General features: G+C 45.2%; 16 protein-coding genes and 1 riboswitch. Of the genes, 8 read left to right on the forward strand and 8 right to left on the reverse strand.

The window, feature by feature from the left end:
• The first annotated feature begins 94 nt into the window (after nucleotides 1-94).
• Nucleotides 95-1,285 (forward strand): glycoside hydrolase family 5 protein, encoded by a 1,191-nt coding sequence (locus tag BUA17_RS05610; protein WP_072732871.1) that lies wholly within the window; start codon nucleotides 95-97, stop codon nucleotides 1,283-1,285.
• Nucleotides 1,282-2,133 carry a metallophosphoesterase gene (locus BUA17_RS05615; RefSeq protein WP_072732872.1) on the forward strand — a complete coding sequence of 284 codons (852 nt, stop codon included), beginning with the start codon at nucleotides 1,282-1,284 and terminating at the stop codon, nucleotides 2,131-2,133. Before BUA17_RS05610 ends, BUA17_RS05615 begins: the two co-directional genes overlap by 4 nt.
• Nucleotides 2,134-2,199: 66 nt before the next feature.
• Here the strand turns inward: BUA17_RS05615 and BUA17_RS05620 are convergent, their stop codons facing one another.
• Nucleotides 2,200-2,841 (reverse strand): DUF2306 domain-containing protein, encoded by a 642-nt coding sequence (locus BUA17_RS05620; RefSeq protein WP_063564982.1) that lies wholly within the window; start codon nucleotides 2,839-2,841, stop codon nucleotides 2,200-2,202.
• 49 nt (nucleotides 2,842-2,890) lie between these two features.
• Nucleotides 2,891-3,925 carry a DJ-1/PfpI family protein gene (locus tag BUA17_RS05625; protein ID WP_072732873.1) on the reverse strand — a complete coding sequence of 345 codons (1,035 nt, stop codon included), beginning with the start codon at nucleotides 3,923-3,925 and terminating at the stop codon, nucleotides 2,891-2,893.
• 177 nt (nucleotides 3,926-4,102) lie between these two features.
• Between BUA17_RS05625 and BUA17_RS05630 the strand changes: the two genes are divergently transcribed.
• The 3 genes from BUA17_RS05630 (at nucleotide 4,103) to BUA17_RS05640 (ending at nucleotide 7,327) form a co-directional block, all read left to right on the forward strand.
• A complete protein-coding gene (locus tag BUA17_RS05630; RefSeq protein WP_076288593.1) occupies nucleotides 4,103-4,789 on the forward strand; it encodes a response regulator transcription factor in 687 nt (228 codons plus the stop codon).
• Between the two features lies 1 nt (nucleotide 4,790).
• The gene (locus BUA17_RS05635) at nucleotides 4,791-6,122 is read left to right on the forward strand and encodes a sensor histidine kinase (protein WP_063564979.1); all 1,332 of its coding nucleotides are present in this window, start codon (nucleotides 4,791-4,793) and stop codon (nucleotides 6,120-6,122) included.
• Nucleotides 6,123-6,325: 203 nt separating this feature from the next.
• Nucleotides 6,326-7,327 (forward strand): NADP-dependent oxidoreductase, encoded by a 1,002-nt coding sequence (locus BUA17_RS05640; protein ID WP_072732874.1) that lies wholly within the window; start codon nucleotides 6,326-6,328, stop codon nucleotides 7,325-7,327.
• Between the two features lie 73 nt (nucleotides 7,328-7,400).
• On the opposite strand, the gene BUA17_RS05645 is transcribed toward BUA17_RS05640, so the two are convergent.
• A complete protein-coding gene (locus tag BUA17_RS05645; RefSeq protein ID WP_072732875.1) occupies nucleotides 7,401-8,246 on the reverse strand; it encodes an AraC family transcriptional regulator in 846 nt (281 codons plus the stop codon).
• Nucleotides 8,247-8,577: 331 nt separating this feature from the next.
• Here BUA17_RS05645 and helD point away from each other — a divergent pair, with 331 nt between their 5' ends.
• The 3 genes from helD (at nucleotide 8,578) to BUA17_RS05660 (ending at nucleotide 15,793) form a co-directional block, all read left to right on the forward strand.
• A complete protein-coding gene (gene helD, locus BUA17_RS05650; protein ID WP_072732876.1) occupies nucleotides 8,578-11,007 on the forward strand; it encodes an RNA polymerase recycling motor HelD in 2,430 nt (809 codons plus the stop codon).
• A gap of 262 nt (nucleotides 11,008-11,269) precedes the next feature.
• A complete protein-coding gene (locus BUA17_RS05655; protein WP_072732877.1) occupies nucleotides 11,270-14,119 on the forward strand; it encodes a glycoside hydrolase family 2 TIM barrel-domain containing protein in 2,850 nt (949 codons plus the stop codon).
• Nucleotides 14,120-14,446: 327 nt separating this feature from the next.
• A complete protein-coding gene (locus BUA17_RS05660) occupies nucleotides 14,447-15,793 on the forward strand; it encodes an amino acid permease (protein WP_063564974.1) in 1,347 nt (448 codons plus the stop codon).
• A gap of 18 nt (nucleotides 15,794-15,811) precedes the next feature.
• Here BUA17_RS05660 and BUA17_RS05665 read toward each other — a convergent pair whose 3' ends face one another.
• From BUA17_RS05665 to BUA17_RS05685, 5 genes are all read right to left on the reverse strand, one after another.
• A complete protein-coding gene (locus BUA17_RS05665) occupies nucleotides 15,812-16,573 on the reverse strand; it encodes a YqcI/YcgG family protein (protein ID WP_072732878.1) in 762 nt (253 codons plus the stop codon).
• Between the two features lie 83 nt (nucleotides 16,574-16,656).
• On the reverse strand, nucleotides 16,657-17,283 hold the full coding sequence (locus tag BUA17_RS05670; protein ID WP_063564972.1) for a LysE family transporter: 627 nt from the start codon (nucleotides 17,281-17,283) through the stop codon (nucleotides 16,657-16,659).
• A gap of 112 nt (nucleotides 17,284-17,395) precedes the next feature.
• The gene (locus BUA17_RS05675) at nucleotides 17,396-18,019 is read right to left on the reverse strand and encodes a DUF1989 domain-containing protein (RefSeq protein WP_244552077.1); all 624 of its coding nucleotides are present in this window, start codon (nucleotides 18,017-18,019) and stop codon (nucleotides 17,396-17,398) included.
• Nucleotides 18,020-18,131: 112 nt separating this feature from the next.
• Nucleotides 18,132-19,637, reverse strand: a complete 1,506-nt coding sequence (locus tag BUA17_RS05680) for an amidase (RefSeq protein WP_072732879.1) — start codon at nucleotides 19,635-19,637, stop codon at nucleotides 18,132-18,134.
• Between the two features lie 136 nt (nucleotides 19,638-19,773).
• Nucleotides 19,774-20,754, reverse strand: a complete 981-nt coding sequence (locus tag BUA17_RS05685) for a DMT family transporter (protein ID WP_063564970.1) — start codon at nucleotides 20,752-20,754, stop codon at nucleotides 19,774-19,776.
• Nucleotides 20,755-20,898: 144 nt separating this feature from the next.
• Nucleotides 20,899-21,050, reverse strand: a riboswitch (FMN riboswitch).
• Between the last annotated feature and the right edge of the window lie 9 nt (nucleotides 21,051-21,059).

Consider the following 21,059-nt stretch of genomic DNA (forward strand, 5'->3'; position numbering starts at 1 on the left):
CGGAAAAAATGTTTTACTCTCAGCGGCCATTTTGATTGCACTAGCTGGATGCAGTTCTAATTCAGCTTCTCCAAAGCCATTGGAGATTTCAGGGATGAACAGTAGTCAGGAGGAGAAGGAGGCCGTTCCTTCGGAGAAAATGAGCTATTGGAATGAACAGCGAAAAGGGACTAATTTTATGAACTCCACATCCCTCCCTGACAACTATGAAGCAGCCAAGGAACAGGGCATAGAGTTTGTACGGCTTGCGCCCGATAAGTGGAGTAAGGATCGAGATTTTTTGTTTAACGACAAGCCAGATGCCAATATCAACGCAGATTTTTTGATAGGCAGCTCGGATAAGTACGAAGGTATCGTGGAAGAAGATTTTGCCCGACTCAAAGCGGATCTGGACGCCGCGGAAGCTAAAGGGATGAAAGTGATTATTACGGTGCTTAGCTTACCGGGAGATCGTTGGCGGCAGTTCAACGGGGCCAAAAATGATGATCGGATCTGGAATGATACTGAATATCACAAGCAGGCCGCTCAGTTTTGGAAGGATCTTGCACAACGATTGAAGAATCATCCTGCCGTCATCGGCTATAACCTGATTAATGAGCCTCATCCGGAAACGGGTACGGGTTTTCATGACTTCTGGACGCAGGATTATTCAGAGTGGTATGCCAAAGTGGAACATACCGCAGCTGATCTGAATTCACTCTATGACACGATAACCAAAGAGATCAGGACGGTAGACCAGACAACTCCCATCATTTTGGATTCGGGGCTCTACGCAACGCCTTGGGCCTTTACGTATCTGAAACCGATTGATGATCCTAACGTGCTGTATGCTTTTCATATGTATGAGCCTTATGAGATGACAAGCCAGAACAAGAAAAAAGGATTTACGTATTCTTATCCGGGGAGCGTAAAGGTTGGAGATGATAAGACTGAAAAAGAGTTTAACCGTCAGACTCTGAAACAATTTGTCGAGCCTGTCGCCAAGTGGGCTTCTGATCATAACATACCTGCGAACCGGATTATAGCTTCGGAATTCGGAACGAACCGAATGGTTCAAGGTGCAGATCGATACATGGCGGATCTAATATCTATCTTTAATGAATACGGATGGCATTGGGCTTTCTATGCATTTCGTGAAGATACATGGGATGGGATGGACTATGAATTAGGCAGTGAGAAGCCCAACTGGAAGTATTGGGATGCTATTGAAAAAGGAGAGCAGCCAGCACGCGGTACGGCAGACAATCCGATTTGGAATGAGATCAAGGAAAGCCTGACGAAGTGAAATGGAGAAAGATCACCATTGCAATATTGCTTGTTCTATTAGGAATCGGCTGTTATGCAAGGGAGATTGAACCTAAAGCTCTGGCAGTAACTCGCCTGGATATCGTCAATGAATTTGTGCCAATATCAATGAATGGAATTCAAATTGTGCAATTCTCTGACACCCACTTGGGTCCCGATTATTCGGTGGATCAGCTTCAATCTTTAGTTGATCGTATGAATCGTCTGAATCCAGATATCGTGGTGTTCACTGGAGATTTAATGGATCATTACACACGCTTTGGCTCGGAAAATAGAAAGAAAGCACAGCGAGTGTTAGCGAAAATAAATGCCCCTCTCAGAAAATATGCGGTTTACGGAAATCACGACAGGGGAGGCGGCGGCAGCCAAAAGTATAAGCAATACATGGAGGACGCGGGATTTACCGTATTGGTTAATGAGGTGCATACGATCCGTACCGCCACAGGGGATAAAATAAACATAGCCGGACTCGATGATTTTTTGCTTGGAAAGCCGCAAGTTAAGCGTACGCTGCAATCGCTCCGTAAAGAGGATTTCAACCTGCTACTCGTTCATGAACCTGATGTTGCGGATCAATTGAGCGCATATCCGATTGACCTGCAGCTGTCCGGCCATAGCCATGGAGGGCAAGTCAGAATTCCTTTGATCAAACCGCTTATCACAACTGCATTAGCTCACAAATATGTCGCAGGACTATACTCCTTGCAAGGCCAAAGCAAGCCGCTAAAGCTATATGTCAACCGAGGAATCGGAACCACCCGAATGCCTCTGCGCTTCTTCGCAAAACCGGAGTTAACCGTGATTCGTTTGACTGCCGCTGTAAGCTGATGTTAACTAAGTAAAGCTACCACTCACGGCAGATGCAACCTAGAATGCAGAACAGCCTCCGAAAAATTATTCGGGGGCTGTTCTTGATTTGAAGTTCATTCTGATGATGAATTCTGGAATAACTAGCAGCAAAGCAATAGAGCCATAAATACTTACAGTGTAGCTTGTAACATAAGCCAACCCGAATCCCAGATGAAAAAGGGAAGTGATGAGGTGAATCAACATGTTCGTGAAGCAAAAGGCATAACTTCGAATCATCCAGTTCCGGTGTTGAACCATTCGTTTCTGTTTAATTTGAATGAGAGCGGTAATCGTAATGAATAGCCAGATGATATTAAGCGCATTGAAACCGATACTGCTTATTTTCCCTCCAGTAGCGTAAGGGGCCATATAACCGGAAGTCAGTACAACAAGCGCTACGGACACAATGTAAACATAACCATTTATACGGTGGAACCTGCGGCTCTTTTCAAAAATCCGATTAGAGAAGTTGAGTAATCCAGACGCCATGGCCAAACATGCAAACGCAACATGAACGTACATGACATTCAGCCAAATCGGAAGATGAAGCTCACGCTTCGAACCGGTCTTATGGCTTAAAAAGCTTGAAGCTTCAGGGTCTATCCAATAGTTCTTCACTAGCGCATACACAATAAAGAAAATACTGACGCAGGCCAGCCATCCGTATAACGTTCCTCGTTTCTTCATATCAAACTACAACCCCCGAAACTCTTTTTTGTGCACATAGCTAACCAGGCTAGTTTATTCGTTTTCCTGTTAATTTGGAAGCAGGAAGAAGGCCAGCCTTAGCGATTCCATTCATTTTATCTCCATCCACGGCAACTTCGAATTTCAGATTCAAACGCATAGGTTTAGTAATTGACAGGCTCCAGGTCAACTTGTTGTCGCAGAGTACAGGGTTCAAAAATGGGATTGTTTCGTTACCTTGTGTTGCTGTGCCCTGGATCACATCAGAAATTGTCTTTATGTAGAGTTTGACCTCCAGTTTACCGACTGGTGTAGCGATTGTTGTGTCCCAATTCCCATCAAAGACGGTTGTCTGAGTTTTCTCATTAAGCAATATGACAGAGGTCACTACCGTTTGATTCATTACAATGTTCGGTTCGTTGTCTGTCAACGACTTGTGAGTGGTGGGCGCAATGCCCTTTGCTCTCCAAACGGTTCCTCTCCGCTCATACTCAAACAACTGCTCTATCTCGTGTGCGATACGTGGCCCCAGTTCACGTTCGACCAGATACAACGCAACATCAAGCCCCGAGGTCACACCGCCGCCAGTAACCAGATTACCATCATCCACTACGCGTGCCGGGACAGGAATTGCCCCAGTCGCACCAAGTAAATCCATACCCAAACGATGTGTTACAGCAGATCTTCCTTCCAGGAGTCCTCCCATAGCTAACAAGAGGGAACCACCGCAGACTGTAGCGACTAAGATGTCTTTGTGCTCGAGAGCTGTCTTGATCATTGTAGTCAATTCCGTATTCATGGCTTTACCAAGAATGGCAGGAATCGAGTCTGGACCATCTCCTTCAACATTACCGGCTGCACCAGGCACAAGTATGATACCCCCACGTTCCGGGTCAAGAGTGTTGTTCGCTTCAATTGTCAAACCATTCATACCACTAGTCACTGGTCTTGGACCTTCAGCCGTGACCATCTCTACTCTTACGTCGTTGTCGGTATGCATGGAAGCGGCGCAAAATACTTCGTAAGGTGCAACGGCATCCAATAGGTCGAAGCCATCAAATAACACGATTTGAACAGTTAACATTGCATCCATCCCCTTATCTTTAAGTCGTCCGTACTCACAGTTAGAATCGTAACAAACAAATATCTCAAAGGAAGTCCTAAAAAGGTCACAAAACGATAAACAAATCATCACAGAATTTAGTCTCGACTTGGTAAAGGAAGAAAAAATGATAAACTAGATGGCAGAGGTGGGATAAGCATGAGTATGTATCATACGATACTTGTTGTAGATGATGATCAGAGCATCGTTGAGCTATTAAGGGACTTTCTAGAGAATGACCAATTTCACGTAAAGACTGCTTGTGATACGGAACAAGCTTGGGCCATACTGCAACAGCATTCCATAGATTGCATTGTACTGGACATTATGATGCCGGGACAAAACGGATTTGAGCTATGCCGTAGAATTCGAGGGGACAGCAATGTTCCAATCCTTTTCTTGAGTGCTCGCAGTGATGATGTGGACAAGATCCGTGGCCTTACGCTCGGAGGAGATGATTATATCGTCAAAACGGCTTCGCCTGGGGAAATTGTTGCCAGAGTGAAAGCCGTGTTACGGCGCACTACTTCCAGGCAACCCATGGAAAGGAAGATCTTGGATTATGGACGCATTCAGTTAAATCTGACTGCAAGAGAAGTCCTGGTCGAAGGGGGAAAAGTCGAGCTTACACCTAAAGAATATGAGTTGTTGCGATTATTTGCGGAGCACCCGAGGCAGGTTTTCTCCTACGAACAACTGCTTGCAAAGTTTTGGGAAGGTGTAGGCGACAGGCATACCATTCGGGTACATCTTAGCCGGCTTCGCGAAAAAATTGAATCCGATCCAAACCATCCACAATTCCTCATCAACGTGTGGGGAGTAGGATACCGTTTTGAGGGAGTGTAACATGAGAAAACTCCGTATTCGTACATTTACTATGCTTTGTTTATTCTTCTTGCTTACATTGCCTTGGATCTTTTTTGTCACGGCTCACTTTATGGACACTCAGTCGTTTAGCATCTCTACAAGCCAACAGCAAAATGAAACGCTGCAAAGACATCTCACTGAGATGATCCACATGATTGAAGTTGGTACGGATAAATGGACGGATACCGGTTGGCAAAACGAACTTCATACTGAGTTGAGCAAAGCAAAGATGGATGTGGAGATTGAATCTGCGTCCAATTCGGAAATATATCGTTCCAGCCCGAAGCGTCACAGTCGATTCTCGTCGACCGAACAGTTCTCTGTCATAAAGGATGGGGAATTGCTGGGGAGGGTTGTTCTTTATCTGCCTAAATCCAACGGAGTTCCAATGATTGCTGCATTTTTCGGACTGCTGCTTTCTTTCTTTGTGGTTGGAGTTGAAATGAGAAGATTCCTTCTTAAACCTCTTGAGAAAATGAGCAAGGCGGCCAGAAAAATTGCAGCAGGACATTGGGAAGTCCAATTACCTAAATCCAGAATCACGGAAATTGCCGAAGTCCGTGATGGATTCGAAGTTATGGTGAAGGGGCTTGAACAATCCCACCGTAAACAAGTGGAGCTTGAGGAAGAACGCAGATTTGTCACCGCAGCCGTTGCACATGATTTACGCACACCGTTGTTTGCCTTGCGGGGGTATTTGGATGGATTGGAACAAGGAATAGCTCAGTCACCGGAGAAGGTCACCCGATATATTGCCGTATGCAAAGAGAAATCTGCTCAATTGGATCGATTGGTTGAGGACCTCTTCACTTTTACAAAAATGGAGTACTTGGAAAGTGAACTTAACACAAGAACGCTAGATTTAACACAGATCCTCCGAAGGTCGATAGAGAGTGTGAGTCCACAAGCTGAGCAGAAACATATTTCTATCTTAAACCAATTAACTGACGGTTGTTTTATTAACGGAGATTCGTATGTATTGGAGCGTGCGATGAACAATATATTGGAGAATGCCGTTAGATATACGCCATCAGGTGGCGCAATAACAGTCCGATGCTGTAAAGACGGCAAGAAAATCAGGTTTACAATCCGTGATACTGGACCTGGTTTCTCTTTCGAAGAATTAGAGCGCGTTTTTGAACCTTTGTATCGTGGGGAAACGTCTCGAAGTCGTGCAACTGGAGGCAGTGGATTAGGATTAACGATCTCACAACGAATGATGAAGCAACATGGAGGCGAACTTATGGTAAGTAACCACCCTGACGGTGGAGCAGTTCTGACAGGATGTTTACCGCTAACTGACCCGAATTAAAAAGATTTGAGCGGTCCTTGTCTCCTAAGATTAGCGTATGTTATTTAACGCATATTATGATGGATTTTGACTTCAGACTGGAAGAGAGGTAAGCCTTATCCCAGCTTCCAGTCTGGATATCACGATATTATGCTTGATTTGTTAACGTGTTAGATATAATATGTTCATATGTTTAAACTCTTAAACGTAATGGAGTGATTTAAATGCAAGCCATGGTAATTGAGAAATACGGGAAGAATGTTCCCTTGATACAGAAAGAAATGCCTATTCCTCAAATCGGAGATCATGATGTCTTGGTGGAAATCCATGCAGCAAGCTTAAATCCGATTGATTTTAAAATAAAAGAGGGCAAGGTAAAGCTCCTGCTGAATTACAAGATGCCATTGATCCTTGGAAATGATTTTTCCGGTGTTGTGGTCAAGGTGGGTAAACAGGTAAACGCTTATAAACCTGGAGATGAGGTATATGGAAGACCTCGTAAAGACAGAATTGGAACTTTGGCTGAATACATTGCTGTCCATGAAGAAGACATCGCGCTGAAGCCCCAAAACTTAAACTTTGAAGAAGCAGCATCCATACCACTGGTCGGTCTTACGACATATCAAGCCTTTTACGATATTTTGAACCTTCAGAAAGGCCAAAAAATATTGATTCACGCAGGATCAGGAGGGGTTGGCACGTTCGCCATCCAGTTGGCCAAATTAATGGGAGCTTATGTTGCCACTACTGCCAGCGATAGAGGTTACGCATTGGTCCAATCCCTTGGTGCCGATCGTATTATCAATTATCGTAAAGAAAATTTTGAAGAAATGCTGTCGGGATATGACGCGGTGTATGACACGATAGGAGGCGAGGTGCTGGAAAAATCCTTCCAAGTACTTAAGCCGAATGGGAAAATAGTATCTATTTCCGGTTTGCCGAACGCGAGATTCGGGCGAGAAGCCAACTTAGGCTGGTTAAAGACCACACTGCTATCGATTGTGAGCCATAAGATAACAACTCTTGAGAAGAAAAACCAAGCAAAATATCATTTTCTGTTTATGAAACCAAGCGGGTTGCAATTAGAGCGAATAAAGGGTTACTTGGAGGAAGGTCTCATTAAACCAGTGATTGATAAGGTTTATGATTTCAAGGATATCGGGCAAGCATTTCAGTATCTTGAAGGTGGAAGTGCTAAAGGAAAGGTCATCGTTAAAATGAAGTAAAGTGTTCAATGGAGATGAATACCGTTCTTGTCCGAATGGAGGGCAAGAACGGATACTATAATTCACATTCTCTTTATTTTATCGGTATCCAGATTTGAGGCGGCTGGTGAGGTCCTGGATATACTTCAAGTTCAGGTATACTCGCATGCTTGTAAGGGTTGGAAGGGAACCATTCAGAAATAATCTGCTTCCATAAACGCTGCATACTCTCCGGCATCGGACCTTCGACTTCAAAGACACTCCATTTGGAAGCTGGAATTGTAAAGGATGATAATCCTTCAGGTACTTCACCATCATACGACGTAGCAATCCAGTATTCCATCTGCTTCTCCTGAATCTCGTTCTGATCCACACAGACGCCTAGCAATCCTTGTATGACACCATTATTCAAATCAAATAAACGATCTTCTGTACCACTCGTATACGCATCCTGCCACATTTTGGCTATGCCTCGTAAGTTTTCCCCATCAATATAAGAGAAAGCCTGCTTTATCCCTACTAATGTAAACGCAGCTTGTTCAACAATTCTGTGATTCATCGGTTCTGCTCCTTTTAGACTTAATTGAATAACCAAACGATTATACGATTTGATAGAAGTACTCTTCTTACGCGCTTCACTGGGGGCAATTCCGTGCTGCCTCCGAAAAGCTTTGGAGAAAGATTCAGGAGTGTCATAGCCATACTTGAGCGCCAGATCAATGATTTTGTGATCACTCTGTATAAGTTCATTTGCTGCCAATGTTAATCGTCTTCGTCTGATATATTCGGCTACGGTAACATCAGTTAATAAGGCAAACGTACGTTGAAAATGAAAGGGAGAAATATGAGCTTGTGCTGCAATTTGCTCCATTGTCATATTTTCGAGTAAATGTTCTTCCATATATGCAATAGCTAGCTGTAATGATTCGATCCAGTTCATACGGTTAACCACTCCTTGATTCCTATAATAGATAAAGACTGATTCAAAAACCTGTCATTATGTGCTTTCATTTGTCCGGTTAGGGAAAGAGGGAGAGGGAAACCCAATACACACGAAAAAAGATGACCCCCTGATAAATGCAAAGGCCATCTTTTGGCAAACGAAAAAAAGAATTGAACGAAAAATAACGCTATGATATAATCGTTAGCGCCATTGACAAACAAAATTAAAGTATGTACTTATTTTTATCCCTACATTAATTTTACATCTGGAATTTTGATTTGTCAATGCTCTTTTTCATCCAAAAATAGGAAAAGGAGTGGTTAGAGAGATGCAAACAAAAGATTGGCAGCTGGAACAGGAACGGCTGGAGTCTGTAAGGAACAAACTGCAGGCCAAAATCGCAGAATTGGAGCCAAAGGTTGCCGGAATGCATGACCAGGCTACGGAAATTCGCAAGCGCTTTTGGGAAGAAGTTACGATCAACACTAGCACCCACGAAGATTTCGAAGAGACCTTCTACACCATTAACCAGCAGTCCGCGGTATTGGCCGAGCGGGAACGTGTTCACATGCGGTTGACGCAGCAATGGAATAACATGAAACGTTTGCTCCCATCCCCTTATTTTGGCCGCATCGACTTTCAGGAGAAAGGTCTGGCCCACACCGATCAGATCTATATCGGCGTATCTTCTTTTGTCGACCAAGATGGATTGAGCTTTCTGATCTATGATTGGCGTACACCGATCGCGAGCATGTACTACGATTCTTCCCCCGGTGTAGCGTCCTATGTGACGCCGATCGGAAGAATCGATGGCACAATAGAGCTCAAACGGCAATTTCAGATCCATAACGGAGAAATCCGCAATATGTTTGATGCAAACGAGACGATTGGAGACCAATTGTTGCAGCAAGTGCTCGGCAAAGGTGCGGATTCACAAATGAAAAGCATCGTGGCAACCATTCAGAAGGAACAAAACGCCATTATCCGTAATGACACAAGCCGAATGCTTATCGTACAAGGAGCAGCGGGTAGCGGTAAAACTTCGGCAGCCTTGCAGCGAGTGGCGTACTTATTGTACAAACACCGCCAGACGATCAGTGCTGATCAGATCGTCCTGTTCTCACCGAATCCGATGTTTGGCAGTTATATTTCCACTGTCCTTCCGGAGCTCGGTGAAGATAATATGCAGCAGACTACTTTTCAACAATTTCTCGACTATTGGCTCGGCTCTTCGTTGCGTCCGGAGGATGTCTTTGATCAGATTGAATATGTACTGACCTCGCATGAAGCTCCGGGCTATGAGGCTCGGCTTCAGGGGATTGAATATAAAGCCTCCGATGCTTTTCTGCAAGCCTTGCAGAATTATGGAAACTGGTTGGGGCAGGAAGGCATGCGATTCAACAGCATTCGGTTTCGAAATCGTGATTTGATTACTGCGGAGCAAATGAGAGCCGAATTTTACGGTTATGATCGTTCCCTGCCCTTGTTAAATCGCGTTGTACTCTTACAGGAGTGGCTGCTGAAAGAGCTGGCTTCCCTGGAACGTATGGAACGTGAAGAATCATGGGTACAGGAAGAATTGAATTATCTCGACAACGATCAGTATGCGGATATCTTCGAAGTACTGCATAAAGATAAGGAAGTATTTGATATCGCGGAACAGTACGCCCAAATTCGTGAGAAAATAAGCAAGAAGCTTCGAGAAGATGAAGGTGATTTTGACTTTGCCCAGAAGGAGGAGGAACTGCTCGGCCGCAAGATCGTGAAAGAACGGTTTAGCCCACTAAGAAAAGGTATCAAGAAATTCTCGTTTGTTGATATCAAAGGCATATATGGCGAATTGTTTGTTGACGAAGCCACTTATCGGGAGAAAACGAATGCTACGGTTATCCCCTCGCTATGGCCTGAGATATGCAGTCAAACCAAGGAAAGCCTGATCCGGAACGAGTTGTTCCATGAGGATGCGACGCCCTATTTGTATGTAAAAGAAATGATTGAAGGTGTCCGGACAAACACGGAAATTAAGTATGTCTTCGTTGACGAGGGTCAGGATTATTCAACATTTCAATATGAATATCTCAAAAAGCTGTTTCCTCGAGCCCGTATGACCGTGCTCGGCGATTTCGGGCAAGCGATCTTCACGCAGGCTACTAATTTGGCCGCAGCTGATTCACCATTAGTCCGTCTCTACGGTGAAGCCGAAACAAGTCTTTTCTCCCTAGTACGCAGTTATCGCTCAACGAAGGAGATCGTTGAATTTACAAGAGCGATGCTTCCAGACGGAGATGAAATTGTACCCTTTGAAAGAAAAGGCCTAAAGCCCCTGCTGACGAGAAGAAACGACAGAGAGCAGCTGGATGCACAAATGGTGGCAGATATCGCTGCGCTAAGAGCCGAGGGCTTTGATTCCATCGCTATTATTACGAAGACCGCCGCCGAAAGCCACAAGGCCCATGAATCGTTACAGATTCAAGGAGGCGAAGTGTTGCAGCTCGTTACGAAGGAAACGTTCAACTTTGAAAAAGGTGTAATGGTCATTCCTGTGTACCTTGCCAAAGGTGTCGAGTTCGATGCAGTCTTGGTCTATGATGGTTCGTATGGAGCTTATAGCCGCGACAATGAACGCAAACTTCTTTATACGGCGTGTACGCGCGCTATGCATCGCCTTCATCTGTACATGGCGGGCGATTGGTCGCCATTCATACAGGCCTTGCCAGCGGATTTGTACGAGGAATCGGAGGCCTATAAAGCGGAGTAAACATGCCGGGTATGTCTGATCTAACAGCGTATGAGAATTGAACTACTCAAATAAGTAGCACTAGTCGCCTTTTAGGCGACTTTTTTTGAATTTCTAAGTCATTATAGAGACGAACTTGTCAGCGATAACCTTTGGATTATTTCCATATTGTTATACTCAGCATAAATTTTATTATATGGGTGGACTAAGATTACAGTTATATAATAGAAATACGTAAACAGAAGAATAGATTGCATACATAAAGTATAGAGGAGCTAAGATCATGTTAACCAAAATGAACTTGCAGGGAAGCTGGGAGCTTCAACTGGATGAACATAAACAAGGCGTACAAGGCCCATTTGACGATACCATAACGCTGCCGAACACGACTTCTCATGCACGCAAAGGAAGAAAGAATGTTGTGGCTCACATCGGGTCTTTGACTGATGAATATGCATATGAAGGATGGGTGTGGCTGAAAAGGGAGATTGATATACCTTCAACGCTTGCTGGCAAGAAATGCAGTTTGTATCTGGAACGCACGCGCATAACCAAGTTATGGGTCGATGGTGAAGAAGTTGGAGCACAGGATAGTCTTAACACCCCCCATATATACAGCTTACCGGAAGGGCTATCGCAGGGAGAACACACCCTCACCATCCGAGTCGATAATACGGACTATCCGACGAAAGGCGGGCATCTTACATCCGTCGATACTCAGACCAACTGGAACGGAATTACCGGGAAGCTGGAGATTCAATTTTACCACGAGGTGCATATGGGTGAGGTACAGATCTATCCCAATGCTACAGAGCGAACATTCAGAATCACAAGTACATTGTCCAAATCGATATCAGGTACTGTATTGTCCGTTACTGCGCAAACCTTCAAGCCCCTTTTAAAAGAGACACATGGATATGTGGCATCAGACAGAAATCATGTGGTGAATGAGCAAACTTATCCATGCAGCCAGGACGAAGTTCATGTGCTCTACAAGATGGGAGACGACGCATTGCTCTGGAGTGATTCAGATCCACATCTGTATGTGCTGACCCTTACTCTGTTGGGGGAACATGGCGATGTGCTGGATACAACCGAAATCATAACAGGACTGCGAGATTTTGAAGCGAATGGAGATGCTTTTACCATCAACGGTCGAAAGACCTTTCTTCGTGGAAAACATGATGGTCTAATCTTCCCACTTACAGGTTACGCGCCAACCGATGTGGATGAATGGCTGCGAATCCTGAGCATTTCCAAATCATACGGTATAAATCATTATCGTTTCCATACCTGTTGTCCGCCTGAAGCAGCGTTCACCGCTGCAGATCTGCTTGGCATCTATATGGAGCCTGAATTGCCATTCTGGGGAACAATCACGGATGAACTTGACCCACAGCATAATCAGGCTGAACAGGACTATCTTATTCGTGAAGGCTTTGCCATGCTCAAGTCGTATGGGAATCATCCTTCTTTTGTAATGATGTCACTCGGTAATGAACTTTGGGGCAGCAAAGAAAGACTGAATGCCATTATCAAAGCGTATAGAGCATTTGATCCACGCCCTCTGTACACCCAGGGTTCAAACAATTTTCAGTTCACTCCGCTGATTCTAGAGGAAGAAGATTTTTACTGTGGCGTACGTTTTTCCAAAGATAGACTTTTCCGCGGCTCTTATGCCATGTGTGATGCCCCGTTGGGTCATGTTCAAACCGACGTGCCTGGTACTCTGAAGGACTACAACGACATGATTTTGCCCGTTGGAACAGTTTCAGAGAATGAGAGAATTCAAGCAGAAGAATCTGAAATTCAAATTCAATATGGCACGGAGGCCAAGATCGTGAAAGCCGCTTCTGTTGAACAACAGCTCATTCCACATTTACCCGTCATCTCCCATGAGATTGGACAATATGCCATGTATCCCAATTATGAAGAGATCGAGAAGTATACCGGATCGCTGAAGGCAAAAAACTTCGAGGTGTTTCGGGAACGATTGCAATCCAAAGGAATGGGACATCTGGCTGAACCCTTTTTCAAAAGCTCTGGCAAACTTGCAGTAGCCTGCTATAAGGAGGAGCTTGAGGCGGCATTTCGATCCAATCATCTGGCAGGATTTCAATTGCTCGATCTTCAGGACTTTAGTGGACAGGGGACCGCACTGGTAGGTATTTTGGATGCCTTCATGGATCCGAAAGGGCTGGTTACTCCTGAGGAGTGGAGGACGTATTGCTCCGATGCAGTACTTCTGGCCCGATTCGAGAAATTTAACTACAATTCGGGTGAAGATTTCAATGCCTTTATTCAATTAAGGTACTACCGAACAGATTCATTGAGGGGTCAGACTGTGGAGTGGGAAATGCGTGATTCGGATCAGCGGATTGCACAAGGAAAAGACGAGATTTCCTTTGTATCTGGAGAAACTTGGTTTGAGATTAGCCAAATAAAGTTCAAGCTGCCTGATGTGAAAAAGATGACGCCAATCACTCTATCCCTGCATATTCCAGGTACCGATATTCGGAAACAATATGACCTATGGGTATACCCTGATCATGATGTGACAGCTATTGAACATGACTATATTTATAAGGAATTGTCCGATGAAGTAATTGCCTTACTTGAAAAAGGTGAGAACGTGCTGCTGCTCCCAACACTCGAAGATAACGACAGTTCAGTCGAAGGCACATATTGTACCGATTTCTGGTGTTATCCGATGTTCCGATCCATTTCGGAAAGCATGAATAAGCAAGTTCCCGTCGGCACACTAGGCCTTCTAATCAATAACTCACACCCGGCATTGAAGCACTTTCCAAGTGAGAACCATTCCACTTATCCTTGGTGGCATATCGTTATGAATTCACGGTCTATTATTTTGGATAAAGTCGCAGAGAATGTTCAACCTTTCGTTCAAACCATCGATAATTTTGAACGCAATCATAAGCTGGGGCTGCTGTTTGAATGCCAGGTTGGAAAAGGTAAGCTGCTTGTTGGGGCACTACATTATGATAAATTGATTAAACAGACAGAAGGGCGCCAGTTACTTTACAGCCTTGCACAATATGTAAAAAGTGAGGACTTCCAACCGGAAGCGAAGATAGAACTGGATGAGCTTCAACAGTTGTTAGGCAAGAAATAGAAACTGCATAATGCAGGTTATTACCGATAAGAACATACACCGATCAGATTCGCCATACTAAACGAGAAGTTTGTTTTCAGAAACTAACAAGAAACCCTTCAAACTGTTTTTTTTACAGTTCGAAGGGTTTTTCTTTAATTATAGCCGTTTAAAGAATCACTTAAGATCTGTTACCAAAAGTATCGACACATCAACAGTAATGATATTAGTTAACGTAAAAATTATTATGTAAACTTATTCAAGTCAGTTTTATTTCTTTTTACCTTAATGACATAAAACCTCCATCATATGTAAACCGTAATGGGGTACGCATGAAGGAGGATACATATGAAAAGTCATGTGCATCAAAAAGAAGAAGAGAAACTGAGCTGGATTAGTCTTTCCTTATTTGGAGCGGGGTGTACGCTGGGAACCGGATTTTTCCTCGGAACAAGTCTGGCTATTCATTGGTCCGGTTTATCCGTGCTTGTACTTTTGGTGCTGGCTGCTGCGGGGACCTATTTTGTATTTGGAGCATTAGCTCAGATGACGGCAGAAGATCCGAAAGAAGGGGCTTTTCGAACATATGCCGGTGAAGCGTTCGGCCCATGGGCCGGTTTCGGAAGCGGATGGATGTATTGGTCTTCCGAAATGCTGATCATGGGCAGTTCATTAACGGCTCTCGGATTATTCTCTCAATTTTGGTTTCCCAAGTTTCCGTTGTGGGTGTTTGTGGCAGTATACGCATGTATTGGATTGTTCATCGCCGCATTGGGAGCCAAAGGGTTAACTCAAACAGAAAATGTACTCGCAGTAATCAAGTTAGCTGCAACGGTTGCTTTTATCGCGATTGCAGCAGCGGCTTGTCTGGGCTGGTTAGATGTGAAGATTACGCCGCAGAAAATAACGAATGAATGGTTCCCTCACAAAATAAAAGGCGTGTGGACCGGGTTTATTTATGCCTTTTTTGCCTTTGCCGGGATTGAGGTCATGGGTTTAATGGCAGCCAAGCTGAAAGAACCTAAGGATGCAGTGAAATCAGGCAGAGTGATGTTATTAACCGTCAGTACGCTGTATGTTGTGGCAATTGCCTTAATCCTTCTTCTGGTTCCTGCTGCTAAATTAACACCAGACGAGAGTCCTCTCGTCAAAGCGATGTCATCGATTGGATTTACGGTCGTGGTTCATATTCTCAATGGAATTTTGATAATCGCCGGGTTCTCCACGATGGTCGCTTCAATCTATGCGATTACGTCCATGTTGGTTAAACTGGGTGAAGACGGAGATGCACCGAAGATGTTTACGAAGACTTGGGGAAAAAAGAACATGCCCCTATATGCATTAGGATGCACAGCGGCTGGATTAATCCTTTCTACTCTCCTGGCATTATGGATGCCTAAGAGCCTATTCGAATATGTAACAACCGCAGGCAGCTTGGTATTAATGTATACCTGGCTTCTGATTTGCATCACGTATATCAAGAAAATGAAGCCAACAAGTTGGAATCGCATCAAAGTATGGATCGCCATGGTCCTTATACTTGCAGCAGTAGCTGGCACGGCTATGGAAAAAGCCAGCAGAAGAGGTCTGCTGGCAAGTATAGGTCTTGTTGTATTGATAGCCTTGATTACTTACATTGTAAACAAAGTACGAAAACCGCAACCTTCGCCATCTACTGAGCCATCAAAGCCCTGAATTCGTGTCTCGTATCAGCTATTTCGTCAATTTGCTAATGGCTTGCTTCATGCGCATAAAAGGACATTTGGAAGGGGTCTGCTCGTCATCGGGCAGGAAATATTGTTTCCATTCCAGATTATCCTGCTCCCCATACCACATGAGCGAAGGATGAGCAGGAACGGCATCATAGGCTGCCAAGCGCTTGCGAATCAAGGTTTTCATTTTCCGGCCAAGAGGTGTGTTGTCATTAATGGATTCAAACACCCACCTTGGTTGAAAAGCAAACATAAGATAAGGGAAGTGTCTACTGGCTCTAAGTTCGTGCGCGGGAGTGGCACAGAAACAAAAGTAAGGCTCCCCGCCAAAGCAAAATTCCCATGTGGCTTCATGCGGATCAGTCGAAATATGTTCAGGCCAGGAGGCAGTATCGAGTGAACTTACCCGGTTAAGCATCTCCCAGAACAAGGACTGATACTGCTCCACCGTTGTGTTGTTTCTCAAATCATCCGGTGTCTCGCAAATGACAACCAAAGAAGCGTAATGTCCCGTTTCCCGAGAAACAGGCCCATATTGACTAAGTAATTCCGCCATGTCTTCAGCAGAAGCTTGGGTTCGCGGATCCCTTGTGAATCCGTATCTCAAATGTCCGGAGAGAAAACCCATACGTCCGGGTACACAAGGATACGTATTACCCTCATCTGCAATCATATTGGCAAATTTTGAATAAGCGTCCTGCTGCCATTCGGGCAGACCTTTGAATGATGCATTTATTTCATCGGCACTGTACAGCTCTGCCATGGATTCCCCAACTCCATTCCACATGATACCGTTAACGTATTAATGCGGATGGCGTTGGGTGACTGTCCAGTGTAGTTTTTATGTCAGAAAAAGATAGATCGTACAGCTTCAAAACCGAAGTACAGGCCAAATCCGATCAGACAGATCCCTGAGATAATGGAGATCCAGCGCAAAACGGTTTCGTTGCTGCGTTTATGAAATCGACTAGCCATGCCAGCCATGATGACATCCCAGACAAGGATTCCTATGAAAATACCAGAACTGTATAGTAGCAGATGAGCGGTGTCGGTATGCTTCACGGTTGTAGCAAGGATAGAGCCGTAAATGCCGAGCCAGAATAAAATATTCAGGGGATTGGACAGGGCCATGAGAAAGCCAGAGACAAAAGATTTCCCAACCCTCGCTTCTGCTGTAGAAGAGGTTTGGATACCGTCTTTTAACTTGGAAAGTGTTTCCACACCGGTATACACCAGAATAAAACTGCCAAAAGACCAAAGAAAAGAGCGCATGAAAGGCGTGTCCAGAAAATGGGCAACTCCAAAGTAGATCAGAAGCATGTACACCAAATCGGCAAACATGGCTCCCAGTCCCAGAATCCAGGCATGCATAAATCCGTGGCGGGCTCCGCGATCCAACTGAGCGGCATTAATCGGACCAATTGGAGCGGATAGTGAGATTCCCAGAATAATATAACTAAACAGTACAGACATATACGCGTTCACTCCTTAACGGGTTCGACGAATTGTACCGGTAAGTCACACACATATGGGTACAAGTCATCGTATTCCCGTCTGGAGCAAATTAGAACAAGCTGTGTGTCGCTTAATCTGATAAGGACTCTACATCCAGCTGAATGGCTGTACAATGATATCCGTTGCATGAGCTTTCTTCACAAGGACAAGCTGACAGACCGATAACCAAATCAATCAATGCCTCCATCTCCACATAATCACCGGCGCGCGAATCTGGAGTTACGACATCAATCTTGCCCAGATCATCTACGACCGATTTCATAAACAAATTAAATGGATAATGCTGATCCGGCGGCAAGATCCCGAACGGTTCAAGAGCCTGATTTAGGTTATGATAGCAGCTGGCATGATCCTTTTTGTCATATAATACTTCATACATTTCCGGACGACAGGCGGAGTTGAAGAAATCATGAACACCAACCGTGTCACGAACGATTTTAAGCAACGGCTGATATTGATTGGAATACACGGACTGTCCTGGTTTGATCCGGTAGGACCGCAGTACGTCCATCGTTACACCTGGGTCTAATCGATTATTGGCATTTTGAGCATCATATGCAACAAAATCAACGACCTGCTGACCCTCCAAATCGGTCACCCGAATTAATGAACCTTTATTTACCTTGACGGCATAACCCGTTTTGGCAGGGATACGAACAGACTGCTTATGGCGTTCCGTAGTATTCATTTTCATTCGTCACATTCCTCCGCTGTTTTTGCTTTCAGTATGCGGAGCTGACATGGCTTTCATGCACTTTGGCAAACATACGGCTCACATTGAAAATGATACAGGTTGTATTCAGCGTTTATGCTGGAAACAGTGGATTACCCTTCATGCCGACCCATAGTTCGGATGTTTCCAGCTGACCAGCCAGATGAAGCAACCAGTCTTCACGGCCTTTGGTTGCCATAATCTGTACACCCATGGGCAGGCCTTCAGGAGTCAGATGCACAGGAACACTCATGGCGGGTTGACCCGTCAGATTCGCGAGCTGAGTGAACGGAGTGTAGGTAAGACTTGGCTCAAACATCTCATAAATCAACTGCTGCTGCTGGATCTTGTCCAAATCGCTAATACGCATCAGATGCTGAATTTGTTCATCATGAGGTGTCAATTCGCCGATTTTGGGTGCTGGAAAAGCATTGACAGGTGTGACATAAAAATCATAGCGTTCAAACAATGTGGACATCTGAGCTGCGGCAACATCCCATTCGGCCAGACTATGTACGAATTCGGCAGCGGATACTTTTTTGCCGGCTTCAGCCAGAACCCAGGACTCGATCTCCATATCAGCAGAGGTTAATGTTCTGCCCATAGAACGTTCCATCGAAGAGATCATCGCCGCCATTTCGCCGCTGTTCATCATGTAATAGTTCTCCATCAATTTGACACCATTAACCGGGCTCAGCTTTTCTTCAACCTCATGACCTTGTTCTTCCAGCCAGCGAACCGTCTTATATACAGCTTCTTTGGCTTCATCACTCACAGGTGTTCCTACAGGCGAAGCTGTCGTGTAAGCGACTTTCAGTTTGCGTTGATGAGGATAGTTCATATCAGCCAAGTAGCTGCCTGGAAAGAGGGGAGCATGAAACGCAGCTTCGGGCTGAATCACTTGCAGTGTATCCAGCAAAGCAGCGCTGTCGCGAACGGAACGGGACAAGGCAAAATCAATCGAAGCACCCTGCCACTGACGACCAACTCCCGGTCCAACAGGTGTCCGTCCACGTGTAGGTTTTAGTCCGAACAAGCCGCTGAATGAAGCAGGGATTCGGATGGAACCGCCACCGTCACTGGCTCCCGCAAGGGGTACAATTCCCGAGGCTACCGCGGCAGCGGCACCTCCACTTGAACCGCCTGGCGAGTGATTCGTATTCCATGGATTTCGACTTGGACCGTGAAGACGGGGCTCAGTAATATTTTTCAGGCCAAATTCCGGTGTATTGGTATGTCCGATGATAATGAAGCCTGCATCGCGCAGACGGGAAACGAAATTAGAATTCCGCTGTGCCCGATGCTCACTGAGAAGACGAGAACCCGAGGTGAGAATTTCACCTTCCAGGGATTGAGAGATATCTTTCAATAACAAGGGCACGCCGGCAAAGGGCTGCTCTCCCGGGCGAACTATACTCGCTTCCTGACGTGCACGTGTTTCATATGTACGAATGACTGCATTGAGCTGTGGGTTCACTTCTTCCAGGCGTGCATACGCCGCTTCCAGCAATTCGACAGGCGATATCTCCCGTGCGCGAACCAATTCAGCCAAACCTATAGCATCGTAAGATGTATACGAAAATGATGAAGACGAAGACATGATGATCGTTCCTCTCTAAATTGACTTAATCTACTATTCCATAAGTCATCGTACCACCGGAATAGCGAAAAGACAAAAGGCACTGAACATCTCAAAGGATGTCCAGTGCCTTAATTGATTTGCTTTTATATAAAATTCAATCCGTACGGAGCTTTGGTGCACCGTCAGCCGGAGTCGCTGATCGTTCTTGCTGTTTGGAGATGGCGAATAGGGCAATCCAGATGAGGATGAAGCCCACCAGTTGCTCCCATGTAATTAATGTACGGAATGCAATCCAGTTTACCAGTACACCGGCCATCGGGAAGCTCAGTTCTGCGAGCGTTGCGACTGAGGCCTTGGTGGAGGAGAGCCCTTTGTAATATAACAGAAGACTCAGTAACCCTGGCAGTAATGCCTGACCCAGAATATTAAGTGCTACAGCCGCCTGTTCACCTGTAGCGGAAGGGAATGTCCAGGCAGCACCTTCGTTCCACGTCATAAAGATCAGCAGTGGCAAGGCTACGACAAAGCGCAGAGAGGTGACCGTTTCATAACGGGTTTGCCCCAGCATCAGCCGCCCCATAACTGTTGAACCGCCCCACAATGCAGCTGCACCCAGTGATAACAGGCTACCTGCATGAACCCAATTGTCCCAGTTGCCAAGGGGAAGGGTAAATCCAAACGTGAGCAGGTATGTTCCTGCAAGTGCAATGATAAACAGTCCACCGAAGCGGCGAGGCAATGTTTCTTTCAGCAGCAGCTTAGCCAGAACAATCGCAAATAGCGGCTGCATCTTTTGCAATAACAAAACGGTGTTGGGATCGTTATGCGTAAGTGCCAGGGTGAACAATACCGTGGCGAGAGCAGATCCTCCCCAGGAGATAAATATCACGGCAATCCAGTGGCGAGCACGCAGGTTTTTCAGATCGGCCCGGAACTTCCATAACACGGGAATCGCCACAAGGCTGACAATAATATGTTCCACCAGTACAATCTGCGTGGAGGTCATCGTTTTGAGCAAAATAATACGGAACAGTGGATCTACACCCCAAAGGGCGGCGCCGAGCACGACGAGCCAGAATCCGGTATTACTTCGTTCCTTGCGGTAAACTGTTGATGCAGGTTGTGTCTTTTCCATATTCAGGACTCCTTCGTCAGAACACGGAATCTTCAGTTGGCAAAATCGACAAAAGCCCCCGTTTTGGTATACACCAAATAAACGGGGGCTCAATCATTGACATGTCGTACGAAAATAAGCCTTTCGGTAACGGCATGTCAATGTGTTGATCTTCTCTCATCCGGACTTTACCGTCGGCCTTGGAGTCACACCAAGTCAGTCGCTGAATCCCTACATCGGGTCAAACAGCGAGTCGCGGGCTGGTTCCGAAGAACATCACCGCCGGTTGGGAATTGCACCCTACCCCGAAGATCCTATTCAATTAT

Origin of the sequence: Paenibacillus sp. ov031 (assembly GCF_900143165.1) — a bacterium.
Lineage (GTDB): Bacteria > Bacillota > Bacilli > Paenibacillales > Paenibacillaceae > Paenibacillus > Paenibacillus marchantiae.

Excerpts from the sequence above, each read along its gene's own strand:
- BUA17_RS05630 (WP_076288593.1), top strand. The coding sequence starts at position 4,103 with ATGAGTATGTATCATACGATACTTGTTGTAGATGATGATCAGAGCATC.
- BUA17_RS05620 (WP_063564982.1), bottom strand. The coding sequence starts at position 2,841 with ATGAAGAAACGAGGAACGTTATACGGATGGCTGGCCTGCGTCAGTATT.
- BUA17_RS05655 (WP_072732877.1), top strand. The coding sequence starts at position 11,270 with ATGTTAACCAAAATGAACTTGCAGGGAAGCTGGGAGCTTCAACTGGAT.
- BUA17_RS05670 (WP_063564972.1), bottom strand. The coding sequence starts at position 17,283 with ATGTCTGTACTGTTTAGTTATATTATTCTGGGAATCTCACTATCCGCT.
- helD (WP_072732876.1), top strand. The coding sequence starts at position 8,578 with ATGCAAACAAAAGATTGGCAGCTGGAACAGGAACGGCTGGAGTCTGTA.
- BUA17_RS05640 (WP_072732874.1), top strand. The coding sequence starts at position 6,326 with ATGCAAGCCATGGTAATTGAGAAATACGGGAAGAATGTTCCCTTGATA.
- BUA17_RS05685 (WP_063564970.1), bottom strand. The coding sequence starts at position 20,754 with ATGGAAAAGACACAACCTGCATCAACAGTTTACCGCAAGGAACGAAGT.
- BUA17_RS05660 (WP_063564974.1), top strand. The coding sequence starts at position 14,447 with ATGAAAAGTCATGTGCATCAAAAAGAAGAAGAGAAACTGAGCTGGATT.
- BUA17_RS05625 (WP_072732873.1), bottom strand. The coding sequence starts at position 3,925 with ATGTTAACTGTTCAAATCGTGTTATTTGATGGCTTCGACCTATTGGAT.
- BUA17_RS05680 (WP_072732879.1), bottom strand. The coding sequence starts at position 19,637 with ATGTCTTCGTCTTCATCATTTTCGTATACATCTTACGATGCTATAGGT.
- BUA17_RS05610 (WP_072732871.1), top strand. The coding sequence starts at position 95 with ATGAACAGTAGTCAGGAGGAGAAGGAGGCCGTTCCTTCGGAGAAAATG.
- BUA17_RS05635 (WP_063564979.1), top strand. The coding sequence starts at position 4,791 with ATGAGAAAACTCCGTATTCGTACATTTACTATGCTTTGTTTATTCTTC.
- BUA17_RS05645 (WP_072732875.1), bottom strand. The coding sequence starts at position 8,246 with ATGAACTGGATCGAATCATTACAGCTAGCTATTGCATATATGGAAGAA.
- BUA17_RS05665 (WP_072732878.1), bottom strand. The coding sequence starts at position 16,573 with ATGGCAGAGCTGTACAGTGCCGATGAAATAAATGCATCATTCAAAGGT.
- BUA17_RS05675 (WP_244552077.1), bottom strand. The coding sequence starts at position 18,019 with ATGAAAATGAATACTACGGAACGCCATAAGCAGTCTGTTCGTATCCCT.